General features: G+C 61.5%; 13 protein-coding genes. 2 read left to right on the forward strand and 11 right to left on the reverse strand.

Going from position 1 to position 17,354, the window contains the following annotated elements; translation table 11 throughout:
- Positions 1 to 378: 378 nt before the first annotated feature.
- The 5 genes from CYR52_RS08010 to parC all read right to left on the reverse strand — a co-directional run bounded on the left by CYR52_RS08010 (position 379) and on the right by parC (position 10,166).
- Entirely contained in the window at positions 379 to 2,553 is a 2,175-nt protein-coding gene (locus tag CYR52_RS08010) for a YgiQ family radical SAM protein (RefSeq protein WP_101828384.1), read from the reverse strand.
- Between the two features lie 109 nt (positions 2,554 to 2,662).
- Positions 2,663 to 5,095, reverse strand: coding sequence for a DmsA/YnfE/YnfF family dimethyl sulfoxide reductase (locus tag CYR52_RS08015; protein ID WP_101828385.1), 2,433 nt, complete (start codon positions 5,093 to 5,095; stop codon positions 2,663 to 2,665).
- A 144-nt stretch (positions 5,096 to 5,239) separates the two neighbouring features.
- Positions 5,240 to 6,655 carry a cell division protein FtsP gene (ftsP, locus tag CYR52_RS08020; RefSeq protein WP_072927271.1) on the reverse strand — a complete coding sequence of 472 codons (1,416 nt, stop codon included), beginning with the start codon at positions 6,653 to 6,655 and terminating at the stop codon, positions 5,240 to 5,242.
- Positions 6,656 to 6,795: 140 nt separating this feature from the next.
- Complete coding sequence (locus CYR52_RS08025) at positions 6,796 to 7,539, reverse strand: 1-acylglycerol-3-phosphate O-acyltransferase (protein ID WP_072927269.1); 744 nt, start codon at positions 7,537 to 7,539, stop codon at positions 6,796 to 6,798.
- A gap of 350 nt (positions 7,540 to 7,889) precedes the next feature.
- A complete protein-coding gene (gene parC / locus CYR52_RS08030; protein WP_101828386.1) occupies positions 7,890 to 10,166 on the reverse strand; it encodes a DNA topoisomerase IV subunit A in 2,277 nt (758 codons plus the stop codon).
- A gap of 399 nt (positions 10,167 to 10,565) precedes the next feature.
- Here parC and CYR52_RS08035 point away from each other — a divergent pair, with 399 nt between their 5' ends.
- Positions 10,566 to 11,150 carry an NAD(P)H-dependent oxidoreductase gene (locus CYR52_RS08035; protein ID WP_072927266.1) on the forward strand — a complete coding sequence of 195 codons (585 nt, stop codon included), beginning with the start codon at positions 10,566 to 10,568 and terminating at the stop codon, positions 11,148 to 11,150.
- 167 nt (positions 11,151 to 11,317) lie between these two features.
- Positions 11,318 to 11,623 carry a putative quinol monooxygenase gene (locus tag CYR52_RS08040; protein ID WP_072927265.1) on the forward strand — a complete coding sequence of 102 codons (306 nt, stop codon included), beginning with the start codon at positions 11,318 to 11,320 and terminating at the stop codon, positions 11,621 to 11,623.
- A 73-nt stretch (positions 11,624 to 11,696) separates the two neighbouring features.
- Here CYR52_RS08040 and CYR52_RS08045 read toward each other — a convergent pair whose 3' ends face one another.
- From CYR52_RS08045 to nudF, 6 genes are all read right to left on the reverse strand, one after another.
- The gene (locus CYR52_RS08045; RefSeq protein WP_072927398.1) at positions 11,697 to 12,593 is read right to left on the reverse strand and encodes a LysR substrate-binding domain-containing protein; all 897 of its coding nucleotides are present in this window, start codon (positions 12,591 to 12,593) and stop codon (positions 11,697 to 11,699) included.
- Positions 12,594 to 12,649: 56 nt separating this feature from the next.
- Complete coding sequence (parE, locus tag CYR52_RS08050; protein ID WP_072927264.1) at positions 12,650 to 14,545, reverse strand: DNA topoisomerase IV subunit B; 1,896 nt, start codon at positions 14,543 to 14,545, stop codon at positions 12,650 to 12,652.
- 98 nt (positions 14,546 to 14,643) lie between these two features.
- Positions 14,644 to 15,225 carry an esterase YqiA gene (yqiA, locus tag CYR52_RS08055; RefSeq protein WP_072927263.1) on the reverse strand — a complete coding sequence of 194 codons (582 nt, stop codon included), beginning with the start codon at positions 15,223 to 15,225 and terminating at the stop codon, positions 14,644 to 14,646.
- The gene (gene cpdA, locus CYR52_RS08060; RefSeq protein ID WP_072927262.1) at positions 15,225 to 16,052 is read right to left on the reverse strand and encodes a 3',5'-cyclic-AMP phosphodiesterase; all 828 of its coding nucleotides are present in this window, start codon (positions 16,050 to 16,052) and stop codon (positions 15,225 to 15,227) included. Before cpdA ends, yqiA begins: the two co-directional genes overlap by 1 nt.
- 27 nt (positions 16,053 to 16,079) lie before the next feature.
- On the reverse strand, positions 16,080 to 16,502 hold the full coding sequence (locus CYR52_RS08065) for a DUF1249 family protein (protein ID WP_072927397.1): 423 nt from the start codon (positions 16,500 to 16,502) through the stop codon (positions 16,080 to 16,082).
- Positions 16,498 to 17,139 (reverse strand): ADP-ribose diphosphatase, encoded by a 642-nt coding sequence (gene nudF / locus CYR52_RS08070; protein WP_072927261.1) that lies wholly within the window; start codon positions 17,137 to 17,139, stop codon positions 16,498 to 16,500. The genes CYR52_RS08065 and nudF overlap by 5 nt, the downstream gene beginning before the upstream one ends.
- Positions 17,140 to 17,354 lie beyond the last annotated feature (215 nt).

Raw genomic sequence — 17,354 nt, forward strand, 5'->3', positions numbered from 1 at the left:
TTCAACCCTCTGAACCGGACAGAGATACGATCCCGCCGCGCGGAATCACCCATGTTTCGTAAGACCTGTCCCACCCGACGGTGGAACAGCATGGTGTTGACTGGCAAGAAAGAAGTGGTGCGTACCCATGCCGTTTCTTTTCTGAATTCCTATTTACAATGAATGGCTTGGGGGGATTTTCTCGCTGCCAACCATGAACAGGGGCAGCAGCGGGTGCAGTGAAGTATGGTCAGTAACGCAACAGCGCCGCAACCGGTTTCAGTAACCGGTTGCCGTTTTTAATGGGTTCTGTGAGTCAGATCCAGAATTGTTATGGCGGTATAACAGCCGCTATTTCAGGCGGTGCGCGGCGGCTCGCAAAATGCCCGCCGCAGGGGCTTATTTTCGTTTGCGGCCGGGGGCTTTGCCGGTTGGGCGCGCTGGTATCACATTGCCGCCCAGCCCGCCTGGATGCGATGGATGGGGGCTATGGCGGGTCAGCGCCGGCTGGCTGCGGCGCAAGGCCGCTTTGGCCGCCCGCTGTTCAGCCAGGGTGGCGGCCGGCACCAGACACTCGCGCCGGGGGCCGATCAGCTGTTTCAATCCCATCGCCTCCAGCGCCTGCCGGATCAGCGGCCAGTTGGCCGGGTCGTGGTAGCGCAACAGTGCTTTATGCAGGCGGCGCTGGCGGTCGCCGCGCGGCACTGTGACATCGGCGCTGTTGTACGTCACCTTCGCCAGCGGATTTTTGCCGCTGTGGTACATGGTGGTGGAGGTCGCCAGCGGCGACGGGTAGAAATTCTGCACCTGATCAAGCCGGAAGCGCTGCTGCTTGAGCCAGCAGGCCAGGTTCACCATGTCCAGATCGGTGGTGCCGGGGTGCGCGGCGATGAAATAGGGGATCAGGTACTGCTCTTTCCCGGCCTCGCGCGAATAGGTATCGAACAGGGCTTTAAAGCGGTGGTAGCTGCCCATGCCGGGCTTCAGCATCATCGCCAGCGGCCCCGCCTCAGTGTGTTCCGGGGCAATTTTCAGGTAGCCGCCGACATGGTGGGTCGCCAGCTCACGGATGTAACGCGGGTCAGCCACCGCCAGATCGTAACGCACCCCGGAGGCAATCAGCACTTTCTTGATGCCCGGCAAGGCGCGGGCGCGCCGGTAGAGATCGATGGTCGGCTGGTGATCGGTGTCCATGTGCGCGCAGATGTCCGGGTAGAGGCAGGAGGCGCGGCGGCAGCTCTGCTCCGCTTTCGGTGAGCGGCAGCGTAGCTGGTACATATTGGCGGTCGGCCCGCCGAGGTCAGAGATCACGCCGGTGAAGCCCGGCACGCTGTCGCGGATAGTTTCGATCTCCTGCACGATGGACTCTTCGGATCGGCTCTGGATGCTCCGCCCCTCATGTTCAGTGATCGAGCAGAAAGAGCAGCCGCCATAGCAGCCGCGCATGATGTTGACTGAAAAACGGATCATCTCATACGCCGGGATACGCGCGTCGCCATAGGACGGGTGCGGCACCCGGCGGAACGGCAGCGCGAAGACGCTGTCCATCTCCTCGCTGCTCAACGGCATCGCCGGGGGGTTGATCCAGACATAGCGGTCGCCATGTTTCTGCATCAGCGCCCGCGCGCAGCCGGGGTTGGTTTCATGGTGCAGGATGCGCGAGGCGTGGGCGTAGAGCACCTTGTCCGCTTTCACTTTTTCATACGACGGCAGCAGCACATAGGTGTTTTCCCACGGCTTCGCCGGGGCAGCACGCACCGCGACCGGCTGGGCGGCGTCGTGCTGCTCACTGCATCCGGCCGTTTCACCATACGGGTGCGGCAGCGGATCGATGCGGCCGGGGGTGTCCAGCCGGGTGGAGTCCACGCCGCGCCAGCCCGGCGGTGGCTGGCGGCACATCACGGCGGTGTTGCGCACATCCGTCAGCGCGCTGACCGGCTCCCCGGCGGCCAGCCGGTGCGCCACCTCCAGCAAAGGCCGTTCGCCGTTGCCGTAGATAAGCAAATCGGCTTTGGCATCCACCAGCACCGAGCGGCGCACGCTGTCTGACCAGTAATCGTAATGTGCCACCCGGCGCAGGCTGGCCTCGATCCCGCCCAGCACCACCGGCACCTCCCGGTACGCCTCTTTGCAGCGCTGGCTGTAGACCAGCGTCGCGCGGTCGGGCCGTTTGCCGCCGAGGTTGCCGGGGGTGTAGGCGTCATCGTGCCGCAGTTTGCGGTCCGCGGTGTAGCGGTTGATCATCGAGTCCATGTTGCCGGCGGTGACACCGAAAAACAGGGTTGGCCTGCCGAGCCGCATAAAGTCGGTTTTGCTGTGCCAGTCCGGCTGCGCGATGATGCCGACACGGAACCCCTGCGACTCCAGCAGCCGCCCGACAACCGCCATGCCGAAACTCGGGTGGTCAACGTAGGCGTCGCCGGTGATCAGGATAACGTCACAGCTGTCCCAGCCGAGCGCATCCATCTCGTCGCGGCTCATCGGTAAAAAGGGCGCAGTGCCGAAACATTCGGCCCAATAACGGGGATAGGAGAACAGGTCGCGTTCAGGGCGCAGCAGACAGGTAGCAGGCATGGGCAGCTCGTTGCATCGGAAAAGGGGCGAAATTATAGGGAACGCGCCGCCCCGGCTGCGGCCTATTCGCCCTTTTCCTGGCCTGGATCAATAATTTTCTGCCGCCCGCCTACACCTTCTCAATCTGCACCCGGTTACTGTGCTGTGGGTTGCCCTTCGCCAGCGGTGATGGGCGCAGGCTGGTGAGGGTATTGATGCAGCCGCCGTGGTCAATTTTGTCCCCCGCCATGTCGGCCTGATGCCACGCGCCCTGCCCCATCGCGGTGACGCCCGGCATAATACGCGGCGTGACGTTTGCCGGCAGCCGCACTTCCCCGCGTGCGTTAAACACCCGCACCAGATCGCCCTGCGCAATCTGCCGGGCGGCGGCATCAAGCGGGTTGATCCAGACTTCCTGCCGCGCCGCGGCCTGCAACAGTGCAATATTGCCGTAGGTCGAGTGGGTGCGCGCCTTGTAGTGGAAGCCGAACAGCTGCAACGGCCAGTCAGCGAACTGCGGGTCGTCCCAGCCTTCAAACGCCGGGTGGTAGATCGGCAACGGGCTTATTGCCTCATCCGGTTGCAGCGACCAGGCGGCCGCGATCTCCGCCAGTGCCGACGAATAGATCTCAATTTTGCCGGACGGCGTGTCCAGCGGGTTGGCGACCGGGTCTTCGCGGAACGCCTGATACGCCACATAGTGCCCGGCCGGATCGCGCCGTTTATAAATGCCCATCGCTTTCAGCGCCTCATAACCGGGCAGCAGCGGATCTTTTTCCTGCATCCTGCCATAGAGATAACGCAGCCAGTCGGCCTGGCTGCGCCCTTCGGTGAAGCGCTGTGCGACGTCAGCGCCCAGCCGTTCGGCCACGCCGGTCAGGATGGAATAGATGCCGCGCCGCTCAAACTTCGGCGCAGTCGCCGGTTGGCCGAAAATCAGGTAGCCCATGTTTCCGGCGTAATCGTTCGGCACAATGTCCTCCTGCTCGGTGGTCATCAGGTCAGGCAGCAGCAGGTCGGCATAGCGGGCAGAGGCCGTCATAAAGTTATCAATCACCACGATGGTTTCGCAGCGCCGGTCATCCTGCAAAATCTCATGGGTGCGGTTGATGTCCGAATGCTGGTTAACCAGCGTGTTACCGGCATAGTTCCAGATAAATTTAATCGGCACCGTGAGCGCAGGTTTGCCGCGCACGCCGTCGCGCAGGCTGGTCATCTCAGTGGCGCGCCAGATGGCGTCCGTCCAGCCAAACACCGGGATGCTGGTTTTCACCGGGTTCTCCCCAACCGGCATCCGCTCAATGGTCAGGGTGTAGGTGGATTCCCGCGCGCCGCTGTTGCCGCCGGGGATGCCGACATTGCCGGTCAGGATCGGCAACATGGCGATCGCGCGCGCCGTCAGTTCGCCGTTGGCCTGCCGCTGCGGCCCCCAGCCCTGCACAATACAGGCGGGTTTGCTCTGGGCGATGTCACGCGCCAGCTGAATAATGCGCGCCTGCGGAATGCCGGTAATCCGCTCTGCCCAGGCCGGGGTTTTGGCGGTGCCGTCCTCACCCTGCCCGAGAATGTAGGCTTTATAGTGGCTGTTGGCCGGCGCGCCGGGCGGCAGGGTCTTGTCGTCATAACCGACGCAGTAACGATCGAGGAAGGCCTGATCAACCCGATCTTCCGTGATCAGCACATAGGCCAGCCCGGCCACCAGCGCGGCATCGGTGCCGGGGCGGATCGGGATCCACGTATCCTCACGCCCGGCGGCGGTGTCGGTATAGCGCGGGTCGATAACAATCATCCGCGCATTGCTGCGTTCACGCGCCTGTTGCAGATGGTAGGTGATGCCGCCGCCGCTCATGCGTGTTTCCGCCGGGTTGTTGCCGAACATCACCACCAGTTCGCTGTTGACGATGTCAGAGGTGCTGTTGCCCTCGTTGCTGCCGTAGGTGTAAGGCATGGCAGCGGCAATTTGTGCCGTGCTGTAGGTGCCGTAATGGCTGAGGAAACCGCCATAGCAGTTCATCAGGCGCGCCACCAGCGAGGCGTAAGGCGAGGAGCGGGTGATGTTGCCGCCGACAATGCCGGACGAGTAATTGATGTAGACCGCCTCGTTGCCGTACGTCTCCACCGTGTGCTTCAGCCGCTGCGCCAGGGTGTCCAGCGCCTCGTCCCAGCTGATGCGTTTGAATTTGCCCTCACCGCGCTTGCCGACCCGTTTCATCGGGTAGTTGAGGCGCGCGGGGTGGTTCATGCGCTGCCGGATACTGCGCCCACGCAGACAGGCGCGCACCTGATGGTCGCCATACCTGTCCTGGCCGGTGTTGTCGGTTTCGGCCCAGATGACCTCGTCATCCCGCACATGCAGCCGCAACGCGCAACGGCTGCCGCAATTCACGGAGCACATGCTCCAGACGGTCCGTTCATCGGGAATGCGGGTTGGCGGCGCGGGTTGCGCCTGGGCAAAGGGCAACGGCACGCCCCCGGCCGCGAGGGTCAGGGCGCTCAGGGCGCTGCCCTTAAGCAGGGTACGGCGGGTGACGCCACCGCGTGCGGATCGTTCGTCGTGGTTCATCATGTTTCGCCTTCTGGTTATCAGCCTGTGGGCTGGAGTAACAAAAACGGCGCAACGCGATCTTGCTTTTTATCAAGCGGAACGGGATCAGGCACAGGGAAAAGGTAAAACGGCAGGCGGGATCGCACTGCCGTGGAGGAAAACTCAGACGGAGGGCTGCACCACCAGCTGACCGGCGGAGCCGCGGTCGGCCATCTCCAGGGTCTGGCTGTGGTAGAGGAATGGGAAATGCTCAAATGACGGCTGGTTGAAGTAGACCAGCAGCTCGACTTCGCCATCCACCCACACCGTGTCTTTGAACCCGGCATCTTCCACCAGCGGCGGGCCGCCGTTGACGTTTTTCACCAGGAACGACACGCCCTGAATATGGAAAGATTGCGGCAGGTCGGCGTGCACCGTCCAGCGCTCCCAGGTGCCTTGCAGCGCCTGCACGTCGATGCGGTTCATGTCCCAGATGGCGCCGTTGATCCCGGCCAGGTTGTCCCCCAGGCGGAACTCACGCGACCGCACCACGCTGCCTTCCAGCAGCTGATCGGCCAGCAGGCGCATCGGCAGGTTGTCGGTGACCAGCGGCAGCAGGCCGGTGGGTTTCAGCGTCAGCACCAGGGTGGAGATCAAAATGCTGGACGGCTCAAACAGCCCGCGCAGCCGGTCCATGATCCCGGCGGATTCCCCGGCGGTGATCGACACCTCATCGCCCTGCGACATGTCGATCAGAATCTCCCGGCGTTCGCCCGGTGCCAGCGACAGGCGCGACACCGCCACCGGCGCAGGCAGGAAGCCCTGATCGGCGGCGACGACGTGGAATTGCCGGTTGTCGCTCATTTGCAGCATAAAGCGGCGTGAGTTGGCGGCATTGAGCAGGCGCAGGCGCACCCAGCCGCGCGACACCTCGACATACGGGCTTTCGACGCCGTTCACCAGCAGGTTATCGCCCAGGAAACCGCCCTGCGCCGGGGCGTCATACTCCGGGGTGCCGAAGTTATCCAGCCGTTTGTCCTGCAGGATCACCGGGAAATCATCCACCCCGTAGTGGCTGGGCAGCGGCAGGGATTTGCTGACGCTGTCTTCCACCAGCCACATCCCGGCCAGCCCGTTATAGACGTGCGGGGCCATACGGTTCGGCGTATTGGCGTGATACCAGCAGGTGGCGGCGGGCTGGCGGATCGGCAATACCGGCGACCAGTCCACGCCCGGCGACATCATGCGCCCGGCACCGCCGGTCAGCGTGCCCGGCACCTGCAAGCCGGCGATGGTCATCGCCACCGGCTCCGCCAGGCGGTTGCTGTAGATCAGTTTGACGTCATCCCCGCTGAAGACGCGCACCGTCGGCCCGAGATAAAGCCCGTTGATGCCCCAGACGTTGGCTTTGGCACCGCCGGTGAATGACCAGTGGGCGCGTTGCAGGGTCAGGAACAGCGGCTGGCCGCGGCGGGACTCCAGCAACGGCGGCACAGGCAGCGCCACTTGCGTTCCGCTCGCCTCTGCCCTCAGCGGTAGCGCACCGGCAGCCAATGCCATACCCGATGCCTGTAAAAACTGACGCCGACTGAGTGACATATCTTCTCCATGAAAAGCAATATCAAGACTGTGTGCAAAACCCGGCCAAAGGCCGGGTGAAAATGGCGCGGCAGCGGGCCGCGCGCGGGCCTGATCCCCAGGCCGGAAGGGCGTAATGCGGGCGGCGCATACGCGCCCGGCTACTTGCCTTTTTTGGCCGCGGCTTCGCGTTGGGCGACTTCCGCATCCAGTTCGGCAATTTTAGCCTGCATCTGAGTGCGGCAAAGCTCGGCCAGTTCACGAACCCGCTCTTTGCCGTAACCGGTGGTGTCGATGGGCGGCAGCATTTCAACAATCACCAGCCCGTTTGACCAGCGGTTCAGGTTGATCTTACCGTGTGTATTCGACACGCACACCGGCACAATCGGCACCCCGGCGGCAATGGCCGCATGGAAGGCCCCGGTTTTGAACGGCATCAGGCCGCGGCCGCGGCTGCGGGTGCCTTCCGGGAACATCCAGATGGAGATATCGCGCTTTTTAAACTGCTCCACCACCTGTGAGATGGTGCTGTGCGCTTTGGCGCGGTTATCACGGTCAATCAGCAGGTTACCGGTCAGCCAGTAGAGCGGGCCAAAGAACGGGATCCACAACAGGCTTTTTTTGCCCACTGTGACAGTACGCGGCTGCACCATGTTAGACACGGTGACCATATCGTAATTGTTTTGGTGGTTGGCAATATAGATGCAATTGCCATACTCCGCTGCACCCGGTGGCAGGCGCTTCTCCACGGTCACCCCGAAGAGGGTGGACATCCGCCCGAACATATGGCCGAAACGGGCCACGTGGCGCGGATCGCGCGGGCTGAAGAGACAGAAAACCGATCCGAAAATACAGACCAAAAGTGAAAACACGATGGCCAAAATGGTACGCACAATCAACAACATAACAACCTCTTTAGCGTATATCCGGCCTCTGGCGCGCGATGGCGGCCTGTATTGAGTGCCGGTTTCCTTGCTTCCTGATGAAACAGCGGGGTTTCTTTTTTAGCGAAGAAGGTGCCCTGCTCACCCGGTGTTCAATGATACATGGTGTACGGCTTAACCTGTTGACCGGTAAGCGTTGAAACGTTCACCGTGGTGATACAACGGCTATATTAATGCAAACGATGAATATTCACCGAAAAAAACATCTGGAAAACGCGGCCCGGCACGTTTTATGCCGTGCGGCTGTGCCGCAGAACGAATAACGCCCCAGGGCAGGCAGCCCCAGGGCGCAGATTACGGCAGGCGGGCGGTTAGGCTTCGCTGCTGCCGGCGCTCTCCGGCCGGGCCGGGGCATCCACCTCTACCCGGTCGATCCGTTGCAGGCCACGCGGCAACAGGGTGCCTTTGCGGCCGCGCTCTGCCCGGTATTTCTGCAAATCTTCCGGGCGCAGCGTCAGTTTGCGTTTGCCGATATAGAGCGTCAGTGACGTCTGCGGCGGCAGCACAAACAGCCAGGCCAGGCGGTCTTCCCCGGCGGCAGCCTGCGCCGACGGAATAGAGACGATTTTGTTGCCCTTGCCTTTGGAGAGCTGCGGCAGATCCGCCACCGGGAACATCAGCATCCGGCCCGCGGCGGTAATGGAGAGCAGCATGTCATCCTCACCGTGGATCTCCAGCGGCGTCAGCGCTTTGGCGTTCTCCGGCAGGGTGATCATCGCCTTACCGGCGCGGTTACGGGCCACCAAATCGCTGAAGGTACAGACGAAGCCGTACCCGGCATCGGAGGCCATCAGCAATTTCTGCTCATCCGGTGCCATCAGCACCTGCTCAATTACCGCGCCCGGCGGCGGCGTCAGCTTGCCGGTCAGCGGCTCGCCCTGCCCGCGCGCCGACGGCAGCGTGGTGGGTTCCAGCGCATAACTGCGGCCGGTGGAGTCGATGAACACCACCGGCTGGTTGCTCTTGCCGCGTGCGGCAGCCAGGAAGCTGTCACCCGCCTTGTAGCTCAGGCCGGTCGGGTCGATGTCATGGCCTTTGGCACTGCGCACCCAGCCCATTTGCGACAGCACGATGGTCACCGGCTCAGACGGCAGCATCTCGGTTTCGCTCATCGCTTTGGCTTCGCCACGCTCATGCAGCGGCGAACGGCGGTCATCGCCGTAGGCGTCAGCATCCGCCTGGATCTCTTTGCGGATCAGCGTGTTCAGCTTGCGTTCAGAGGCCAGCAGCGCCTGCAGCTGATCGCGCTCTTTGGCCAGCTCCTCCTGCTCACCGCGGATCTTCATCTCTTCCAGTTTGGCGAGGTGGCGCAGTTTCAGCTCCAGAATCGCTTCCGCCTGGGTTTCGCTCAGGCCGAAACGCTGCACCAGCACCGCTTTCGGCTCATCTTCGCTGCGGATGATGTGGATCACGTCGTCGATATTCAGGAAGGCCGTCAACAACCCTTCGAGGATATGCAGGCGCTTGAGCACCTTTTCCAGCCGGTGGTTCAGGCGCAGGCGCACGGTGTTGCGGCGGAACGCCAGCCACTCGGTGAGGATCTCCACCAGACCTTTCACCGTCGGGCGGCCATCCAGCCCGATCATGTTCATGTTAACGCGGTAGCTTTTCTCCAGATCGGTGGTGGCGAACAGGTGGTTCATCACCTGATCCATGTCCACCCGGTTGGAGCGCGGCACCACGACCAGCCGCGTCGGGTTTTCGTGATCCGACTCGTCACGCAGGTCTTCTACCATCGGCAGTTTTTTCGCCCGCATCTGGCTGGCGATCTGCTCGAGCACTTTGGCCCCGGAAACCTGGTGCGGCAGCGCGGTGATCACCACGTCGCCCTCTTCTTTCTTCCATACCGCGCGCATCCGCACGGAGCCGCGCCCGGTCTGGTAGAGTTTGCGCAGCTCGTCACGCGGGGTGATGATTTCCGCCTCGGTGGGGAAATCCGGCCCCTGTACGTGCGCCAGCAGGTCGTCGAGTTCGGTGTTGGGTTTGTCCAGCAGCATCACCGCCGCTTTGGCCACTTCACGCAGGTTGTGCGGCGGTATGTCGGTGGCCATCCCCACGGCGATCCCGGTGGTGCCGTTGAGCAGGATGTTCGGCAGGCGCGCCGGCAGCATTTTCGGCTCGTCGAGCGTGCCGTCAAAGTTCGGCACCCAGTCCACGGTGCCCTGGCCCAGCTCGCGCAGCAGCACTTCGGCATATTTCGACAGGCGCGATTCGGTGTAACGCATCGCCGCGAAGGATTTCGGGTCATCCGGCGCGCCCCAGTTGCCCTGGCCGTCCACCAGCGGGTAACGGTAGGAGAAGGGTTGCGCCATCAGCACCATCGCCTCGTAGCAGGCGCTGTCGCCGTGCGGATGGTATTTACCCAGCACGTCACCCACGGTGCGGGCGGATTTTTTGAATTTCGCGCTGGCGTTCAGCCCGAGTTCTGACATGGCATAGATGATCCGGCGTTGTACCGGTTTCAAACCGTCACCGATAAACGGCAGTGCCCGATCCATGATCACGTACATGGAGTAGTTCAGGTAGGCGTTCTCAGTAAACGTGTGCAGCGCAAGGCGCTCAGCACCGTCATGAGTCATATCACTCATTAATCATTATTCCTCAGACCGTGTTGTCTCTTTATGCCGCAACCGGCAGACGTTGCCCGCGCCGGTACATTATGCGGCGATAGTACCTTATCAGGCATCTTGCTGTCACAGCGATGTCTGCGCGCTGAGCGATGTCAAAAGGGTATGGAAACGCAGCAGGGCGTGGCGGCCGGGCCGCGGCTGCCGGGGGTTTGTGTGGCAGCAAGTATACCACAGAATCCCCCCGCCCGCGGCCGTTGCACGGGCCGTTATTCCCGCAAAAAAACGGGGGTTACGGCGCGGATTATTGCTGTTTAAGCAAAAGTTTTGTGACATATGACACATTTTTCCCTGGCGCTTTCCCGCGTACACTTCCGCAATCAGTCATTACGCTTACTACACATTAACCGGAGAGACGCCATGAGCACGATCCTGATTTTGAATGCGGCAAAAGAGTTTGCCCACTCCAAAGGTGCACTGAACAACACCATGACCGACGTGGCCGCCAGTTTCCTGCGTGACAGCGGGCATGAGGTGCGTGTCGTCAATATCGACCAGGGGTATGACGTCCAGGCTGAAGTGGAAAACTACCTGTGGGCCGACACCGTGATTTACCAGATGCCGGGCTGGTGGATGGGCGAGCCGTGGATCATGAAAAAATACATCGATGAAGTCTTCACCGAAGGCCACGGCAAGCTTTACGCCAGCGACGGCCGCACCCGCGCTGACGCCTCGAAAAAATATGGCTCCGGCGGCCTGTTGCAGGGCAAAACTTACATGCTGTCGCTGACCTGGAACGCCCCGCTGGAAGCGTTCACCGACAAAGAGCAGTTCTTCCACGGCGTCGGGGTGGACGGCCTCTACATGCACTTCCATAAAGCCAATGAATTCCTTGGCATGGCCGGGCTGCCGACCTTTATCTGCAACGATGTGATCAAGCAGCCGGACGTCGACACCGACATCGCCCGCTACCGTGCGCACCTGGACCACGTGTTCAACATCTGACGGTTAACGTACGGTAAAGCACGGTAAAGTACGGTGAAATCAGACGATGCCGGATGGCATCTTCTGACAGCAATGCCCACACTGTAAGCGTCAGTGTATGATGAAAGGGCCGCGACGGAGTGCCGCCCTTTCCCTCCCCATCCGCAGGGATGCCGACGAGGTCACTTATGATTACTGTGATTGCTGAAATCAAGGTCAGGCCGGGGCGCCGGGATGCGGTGCTGCAACAGATTAATGCGTTACTGCCTGTGGTGCGCGCAGAGCAGGGTTGCGGCAGTTATGTGCCGATGATCGATTTCAACGGGCAGGTACCGTGGCGTAAAACGGTGCCGGATTCCATCTTTATGCTGGAAGAGTGGGAGAGCCTGAACCACCTGGAGCAGCACCAGCAGCAGCCGCACATGCACCACCACCGGGAAGCGATTAAACAGGATGTGGAAGAGGTCGTGATCCACATTCTCGACAAACCCTGATGTCTCCGGATTGCCGGAACAGCGTTAAGGCCGCATCACGCGGCTTTTTTTATGCCCGCTTTACAGCGCCCCCTCAAAGCAGCCCCTCGCCCATCTGTTCGCTGAGGTAATCCAGAAAACAGGTGATGCGCGCCACCAGCGGGGTATTACGGTAGTAGACGGCGTTGACCGGCTGGCTCTCCAGCTCGGTCAGTGCCGGCAATACCGGCACCAGCCGCCCCTGCCGGCAATCCTCACGCGTCATGAAATCCGCCAGTTGCACAATCCCCTCCCCCTGTAACGCCAGGTGGCGCAGGGTTTCGCCGCTGGAGGCGGAGAGCGCGGGGTCTATCACCAGCCGTGCGCCGTCAGCGGTGCGGACAGGCCACTGGTTCAGGGATTCCGGCTGGGTAAAACCGAGCAGGCTGTGATGCGCAAGGTCCTCTACCTGCGCCGGGGTGCCGTGGCGCACCAGATAACCGGGGCTGGCCAGCAAGCGCAGCCGGCTGCACCCCAGCAGCCGCGCATGGATGGTGGAATCACGCAGGGTGCCGATGCGGATCGCCACGTCGGTGCGCTTCTCCAGCAGGTCGATTATCAGGTTATCAGTGTTCAGCTCCAGCGTAATCTGTGGGTAGCGACGGCGAAAGCCGCCGACCAGCGGCACGATCACATGCTCCATAAAGGGCGCAGCGGCGTTGACGCGCAGCCGCCCGGCCGGGGTTTCGCGGCGCAGGGCGATCTGCTCCTCCGCCTGCTCCACCGACTCCACAATCTGGCGTGCATGGGTCAGGAACAGCTCGCCCTCTTCCGTCAGCTCCAGGCGGCGGGTGGTGCGGCGCAACAGGGTAATACCGAGTTTGGTTTCAAGGCGGCTCAGCGCACGGCTGATGCCTGACGAGGTCTGGCCCAACTGTTCGGCGGCGGCCGTGATCGAGCCGCTGTCAGTCACGGCCACAAAGGCAGCGAGTTCATCAAGGGTGAGTTTCATCGGCAGGCCCTGCGGGAAAAAGAGACCGGCCGCCACAGGGGCGGCCGGGAGAGGCATCAGACGGCCAGTTCGGCCTTGTCACCTTTGTCCTGCAACCAGTTACGCCGGTCTTCGGAACGCTTCTTGGCCAGCAACATATCCATGATGGCCATCGTCTGGTCTACGTCATCATCGCTGATGGTGAGCTGCACCAGGCGGCGGGTATTCGGGTCGAGCGTGGTTTCACGCAGCTGCAACGGGTTCATCTCGCCCAGCCCTTTGAAACGCTGGACGTTCGGCTTGCCCTTTTTGCGCTTGAGCTGCTCCAGCACCCCGGCTTTCTCCTCTTCATCCAGCGCATAGTAGACCTCTTTGCCGAGGTCGATGCGGTAGAGCGGCGGCATCGCCACATAGACGTGGCCATCTTTCACCAGCGAGCGGAAGTGGCGCACGAACAGCGCACACAGCAGCGTGGCGATGTGCAGGCCGTCGGAGTCCGCATCCGCCAGGATACAGATTTTGCCGTAACGCAACTGGGTCAGGTCTTCGCTGTCCGGGTCCATGCCGATGGCGACGGAGATGTCGTGCACCTCCTGCGACGCCAGCACTTCGTCAGAGGAGACTTCCCAGGTGTTCAGGATCTTGCCTTTCAGCGGCATGATCGCCTGGTATTCACGATCGCGCGCCTGCTTGGCGGAGCCGCCTGCCGAATCCCCTTCCACCAGGAAGAGTTCGGTCATGCTGAGATCCTGCGAGGTGCAGTCGGCCAGTTTGCCGGGCAGCGCCGGGCCGCTGGTGAGCTTTTTACGCACCACTTTTTTGGCGGCGCGCATCCGGCGCTGGGCGCTGGAGATCGCCAGTTCCGCCAGCTGTTCCGCGGCCTGCACGTTCTGGTTCAGCCACAGGCTGAAGGCGTCTTTCACCACACCGGAGACAAAGGCGGCGCACTGGCGCGATGACAGGCGCTCTTTGGTCTGGCCGGCGAACTGCGGGTCCTGCATTTTCACTGACAGCACATGTGCGCAGCGGTCCCAGATATCCTCCGCCGACAGCTTCACGCCGCGCGGCAGGATATTGCGGAACTCACAGAACTCACGCATCGCATCCAGCAGGCCCTGGCGCAGCCCGTTGACGTGGGTGCCGCCCTGCATGGTCGGGATCAGGTTAACGTAGCTTTCCGTCAGCAGCTCACCGCCTTCCGGCAGCCAGAGCAGCGCCCAGTCCACCGCTTCGGTGTCCCCGGCGAACGCGCCGACAAACGGTTTTTCCGGCAGCGTCACCAGCCCGTTCACGGACTCCATCAGGTAGTCGGTCAGGCCGTCTTCATAGCACCAGCGCTGTTCGGTGTTGTTGAGCTTGTCTTTGAAAACAATCTCCACCCCAGGGCAGAGCACCGCTTTGGCTTTCAGCAGGTGTGACAACCGGCTGACGGAGAAACGCGGGCTGTCAAAGAAGCTGCCGTCCGGCCAGAACTGGACGCGGGTGCCGGTGACGCGTTTCGGGCAGGTGCCGGTGACGCTCAGATCCTGCACCTTGTCGCCATTCTCAAACGCCATCTCGTAGACCTGGCCGCCACGCTTGACGGTGACTTCCACGCGGGTTGAGAGGGCGTTGACCACGGAGATCCCCACGCCGTGCAGGCCGCCGGAGAACTGGTAGTTTTTGTTGGAGAACTTGCCGCCCGCATGGAGGCGGCAGAAGATCAGCTCCACCGCCGGGATGCCCTCTTCCGGGTGGATGTCCACCGGCATACCGCGGCCGTCGTCGATCACTTCCAGCGACTGGTCGGCATGGAGGATCACCTCGACTTTGCGGGCGTGGCCGGCCAGCGCCTCATCGACGCTGTTATCAATAACTTCCTGACCGAGATGGTTAGGGCGCGAGGTATCAGTGTACATGCCCGGACGACGACGCACCGGCTCAAGGCCGCTGAGTACCTCAATGGAATCTGCGTTATAACTTGATTGACTCATCTTTGATTACTATTCGTGGCCAGTTGTTGGTGGGCTGACGGGAACCGGCGCGGCGGCCGGTCAACCGCCCGGTTCGCGGCGGGCTGTGACACAGGGCGTCAGTCAGACGCCAGCCCTAAAAAATCCACAATCGGAGAGAAGAAGCGTTCGAATCCGGTAAAGGTGTGGTTCCCGCCCGACTCTACCGTCTGGCGGCAGGGGGTATAGTAGGCCACGGCCTGGCGGTAATCGAGAATCTCATCTCCGGTCTGTTGCAGCAGCCAGAGCAAATCCGGCGACTCCAGGGGATCGACCTGCATAATTTTCAGGTCGTAGACGTGGCGAGACTCTAACACATATTGTTGGCCGGTGTAGGGGTTCTGGTTCTGCCCCAAATAGTCGAGCAACAGCTCATACGGCCGCACCGCCGGGTTGACCACCACCGCCGGCAGCGCAAAACATTGCGACAGCCAGGTGGCGTAGTAGCCGCCGAGCGACGAGCCGACAATGCCGAGGTTTTCCCCGGCGCGCGCCATCACCAGTGACTCCAGTTGCTCTGCCACCGCATCCGGGAACGGCGCCAGTTGCGGCACCACCATGTCGATATGCGGGTGGTGCACCGCCAGCCACGCCTTCAGGGCAGAAGCTTTGGCCGAGAGCGGCGAACTGTTGAATCCGTGCAGGTAGAGTAAGGTGCTCATCAATAACCGTCCGAATCCATGTCAGGGCTGAACTCATGGGTGTCGAGGCGGTGAACCTCCGTCTCCAGCCGGCCGTCCGGGAAGAGATCGAGGTAGCGCCAGCCGGGTGCCGCACTGTCGATGGTGAAATTGGTGCAGTGCGGTTTGAACTGCACACAGGTCGACGGCGTCGCCAGCAGGCGGCGGCCGTGCCACGGCTCGTCCATCTCCTGATGGATATGCCCGCACAGCAGCGTGGTGACCTTCGGGTAATTCGCCAGCAGCGCCGCCAGCTCATGGGCATTGCGCAGGCTGTGCTGGTCCAGCCAGGTGCAGCCGGAGGGCAGCGGGTGGTGGTGCAGCATCAGCAGCGTGTAGCGATCCGGGTAGGCCGCCAGGCAGCGCGCCAGCCAGGCGAGCTGGTACTCGCTCAGCTCACCGTGCGGCACCCCGGATACCTGGGTATCCAGCAAAATCATCTGCCAGTGGTCGCCCAGCAACGCCTGTTTGGAGGGCGCAATCCCTGCCGCGGCCAGCGCATCCACCATCGCCGGCTGGAAATCGTGGTTGCCCGGCAGCCATAAACAGGGCACCGGAAAGCGCGTGATCCCGGCGGCAAAGTGGCGGTACGCCGCCAGCGAATGATCCTGGGCCAGATCGCCGGTCGCTGCGATGATATCCACCGGCCGCTGCTGCGCAGCAATGGCATCGAGCACCGCGTGATAACTCCGCAGGGTGTTCACGCCCAGCAAGGTTTCATGTTCACCGGCAAACAGATGCGTATCGGTGATTTGTAATATCCTGACCCTGGCGTCACCGGCCACAGGCAGCGTAAACAGGCTTTCCAAATGGTGTCCTTTGTTATCTCAGTCTGTCTAACAAACCGGAACCGCCATCGCTCCATGCGCTAAACAGTAGCGCAACCAATCAGCAAGAAACTGGTTAATTTGATGCTTTTCATCGCGTTGATGCAACTTTTTATTAGGATAATCATAACGTGCTTTGAAGCGGTAGATCTGCTGGCTTGAACACACTTCAGCCACCATCGCGTCATGGTAGAGCCGCACGGTCATGGCCGGCAGGCTCCAGTAGCTGACTGCCGGGGCAGTCTGCTGGATCGCCACCAGAGAGGTATAGCGTGTCGATTCCGCAATCGTCAAACGGTAGGTGGCGCCACTCACCTGATAACTCACCGTCTCGCCGACGGCATCGTTGCGCGGCAGCAACCGACGTAATTGTGCGAAATTGGTTTCGCACAGCCGCATCATTTCGGGAAAATCAGGGGTATAGCGCTTAATCATCAGTTGACCACTCTTTTCGTAACGATTCATGGTGCAGCGCCAGCCATTGCAAAGCAATGATTGAGGCCGCGTTATCAATAGCTCCTTCTTCTACCCAGCGACAGGCCTGCTCACGGCTGACCACATGTACCCGGATATCCTCGTGTTCATCCGCCAGCCCGTGCAAGCCTTCTGCTGTCGTGGCGTCCACTTCACCGACCATCACCGACAACCGCTCGCTGGTGCCGCCGGGGCTGGCCAGGTAACTCAGCACCGGTTTACAGCGGGCCACGGTCAGGCCGGCCTCTTCCACCGCCTCGCGGCGGGCCACCTGTTCCGGGCTTTCACCCGGCTCAATAATCCCGGCTACCATCTCCAGCAGCCACGGGGTCTCGCTGGTTTCCAGCGCCGGGAAACGCAGCTGTTCAACCAGTACCACTTCATCCCGCACCGGATCATAGGGCAACAGCACCGCCGCATGGCCGCGCTCAAACACTTCACGGCGCACTTCGCCGCTCATTTCACCATTGAACAGACGGTGACGGAAACGATAGGCGGTGAGCGAAAAAAAACCACTATAAAGTGACTCACGTGCAATAATTTCTACATCATTTTTGGTGAAAGTGACCGGCGAAGCCTGAGTAGATGAAGCCATGATGTTCCCTCTCTGGTGAGTATAACGGCACCCTTGACCTGTTTTAGGTCAATACCGTGAATGTTCATTAATTATACGCGGACATGATTGTGGTAGATTGACACTATTCAAGGGTGATGGCACGTTAAGCCACCTCGCCAGTGTCTAATACTCTGATAGAATCGGCAAAATTTTTGCTCTCGACAGCACCTACATAATAAGCACCAATGCTGCAC

This window comes from Chimaeribacter arupi (assembly GCF_002858805.1).
Taxonomy (GTDB): domain Bacteria; phylum Pseudomonadota; class Gammaproteobacteria; order Enterobacterales; family Enterobacteriaceae; genus Chimaeribacter; species Chimaeribacter arupi.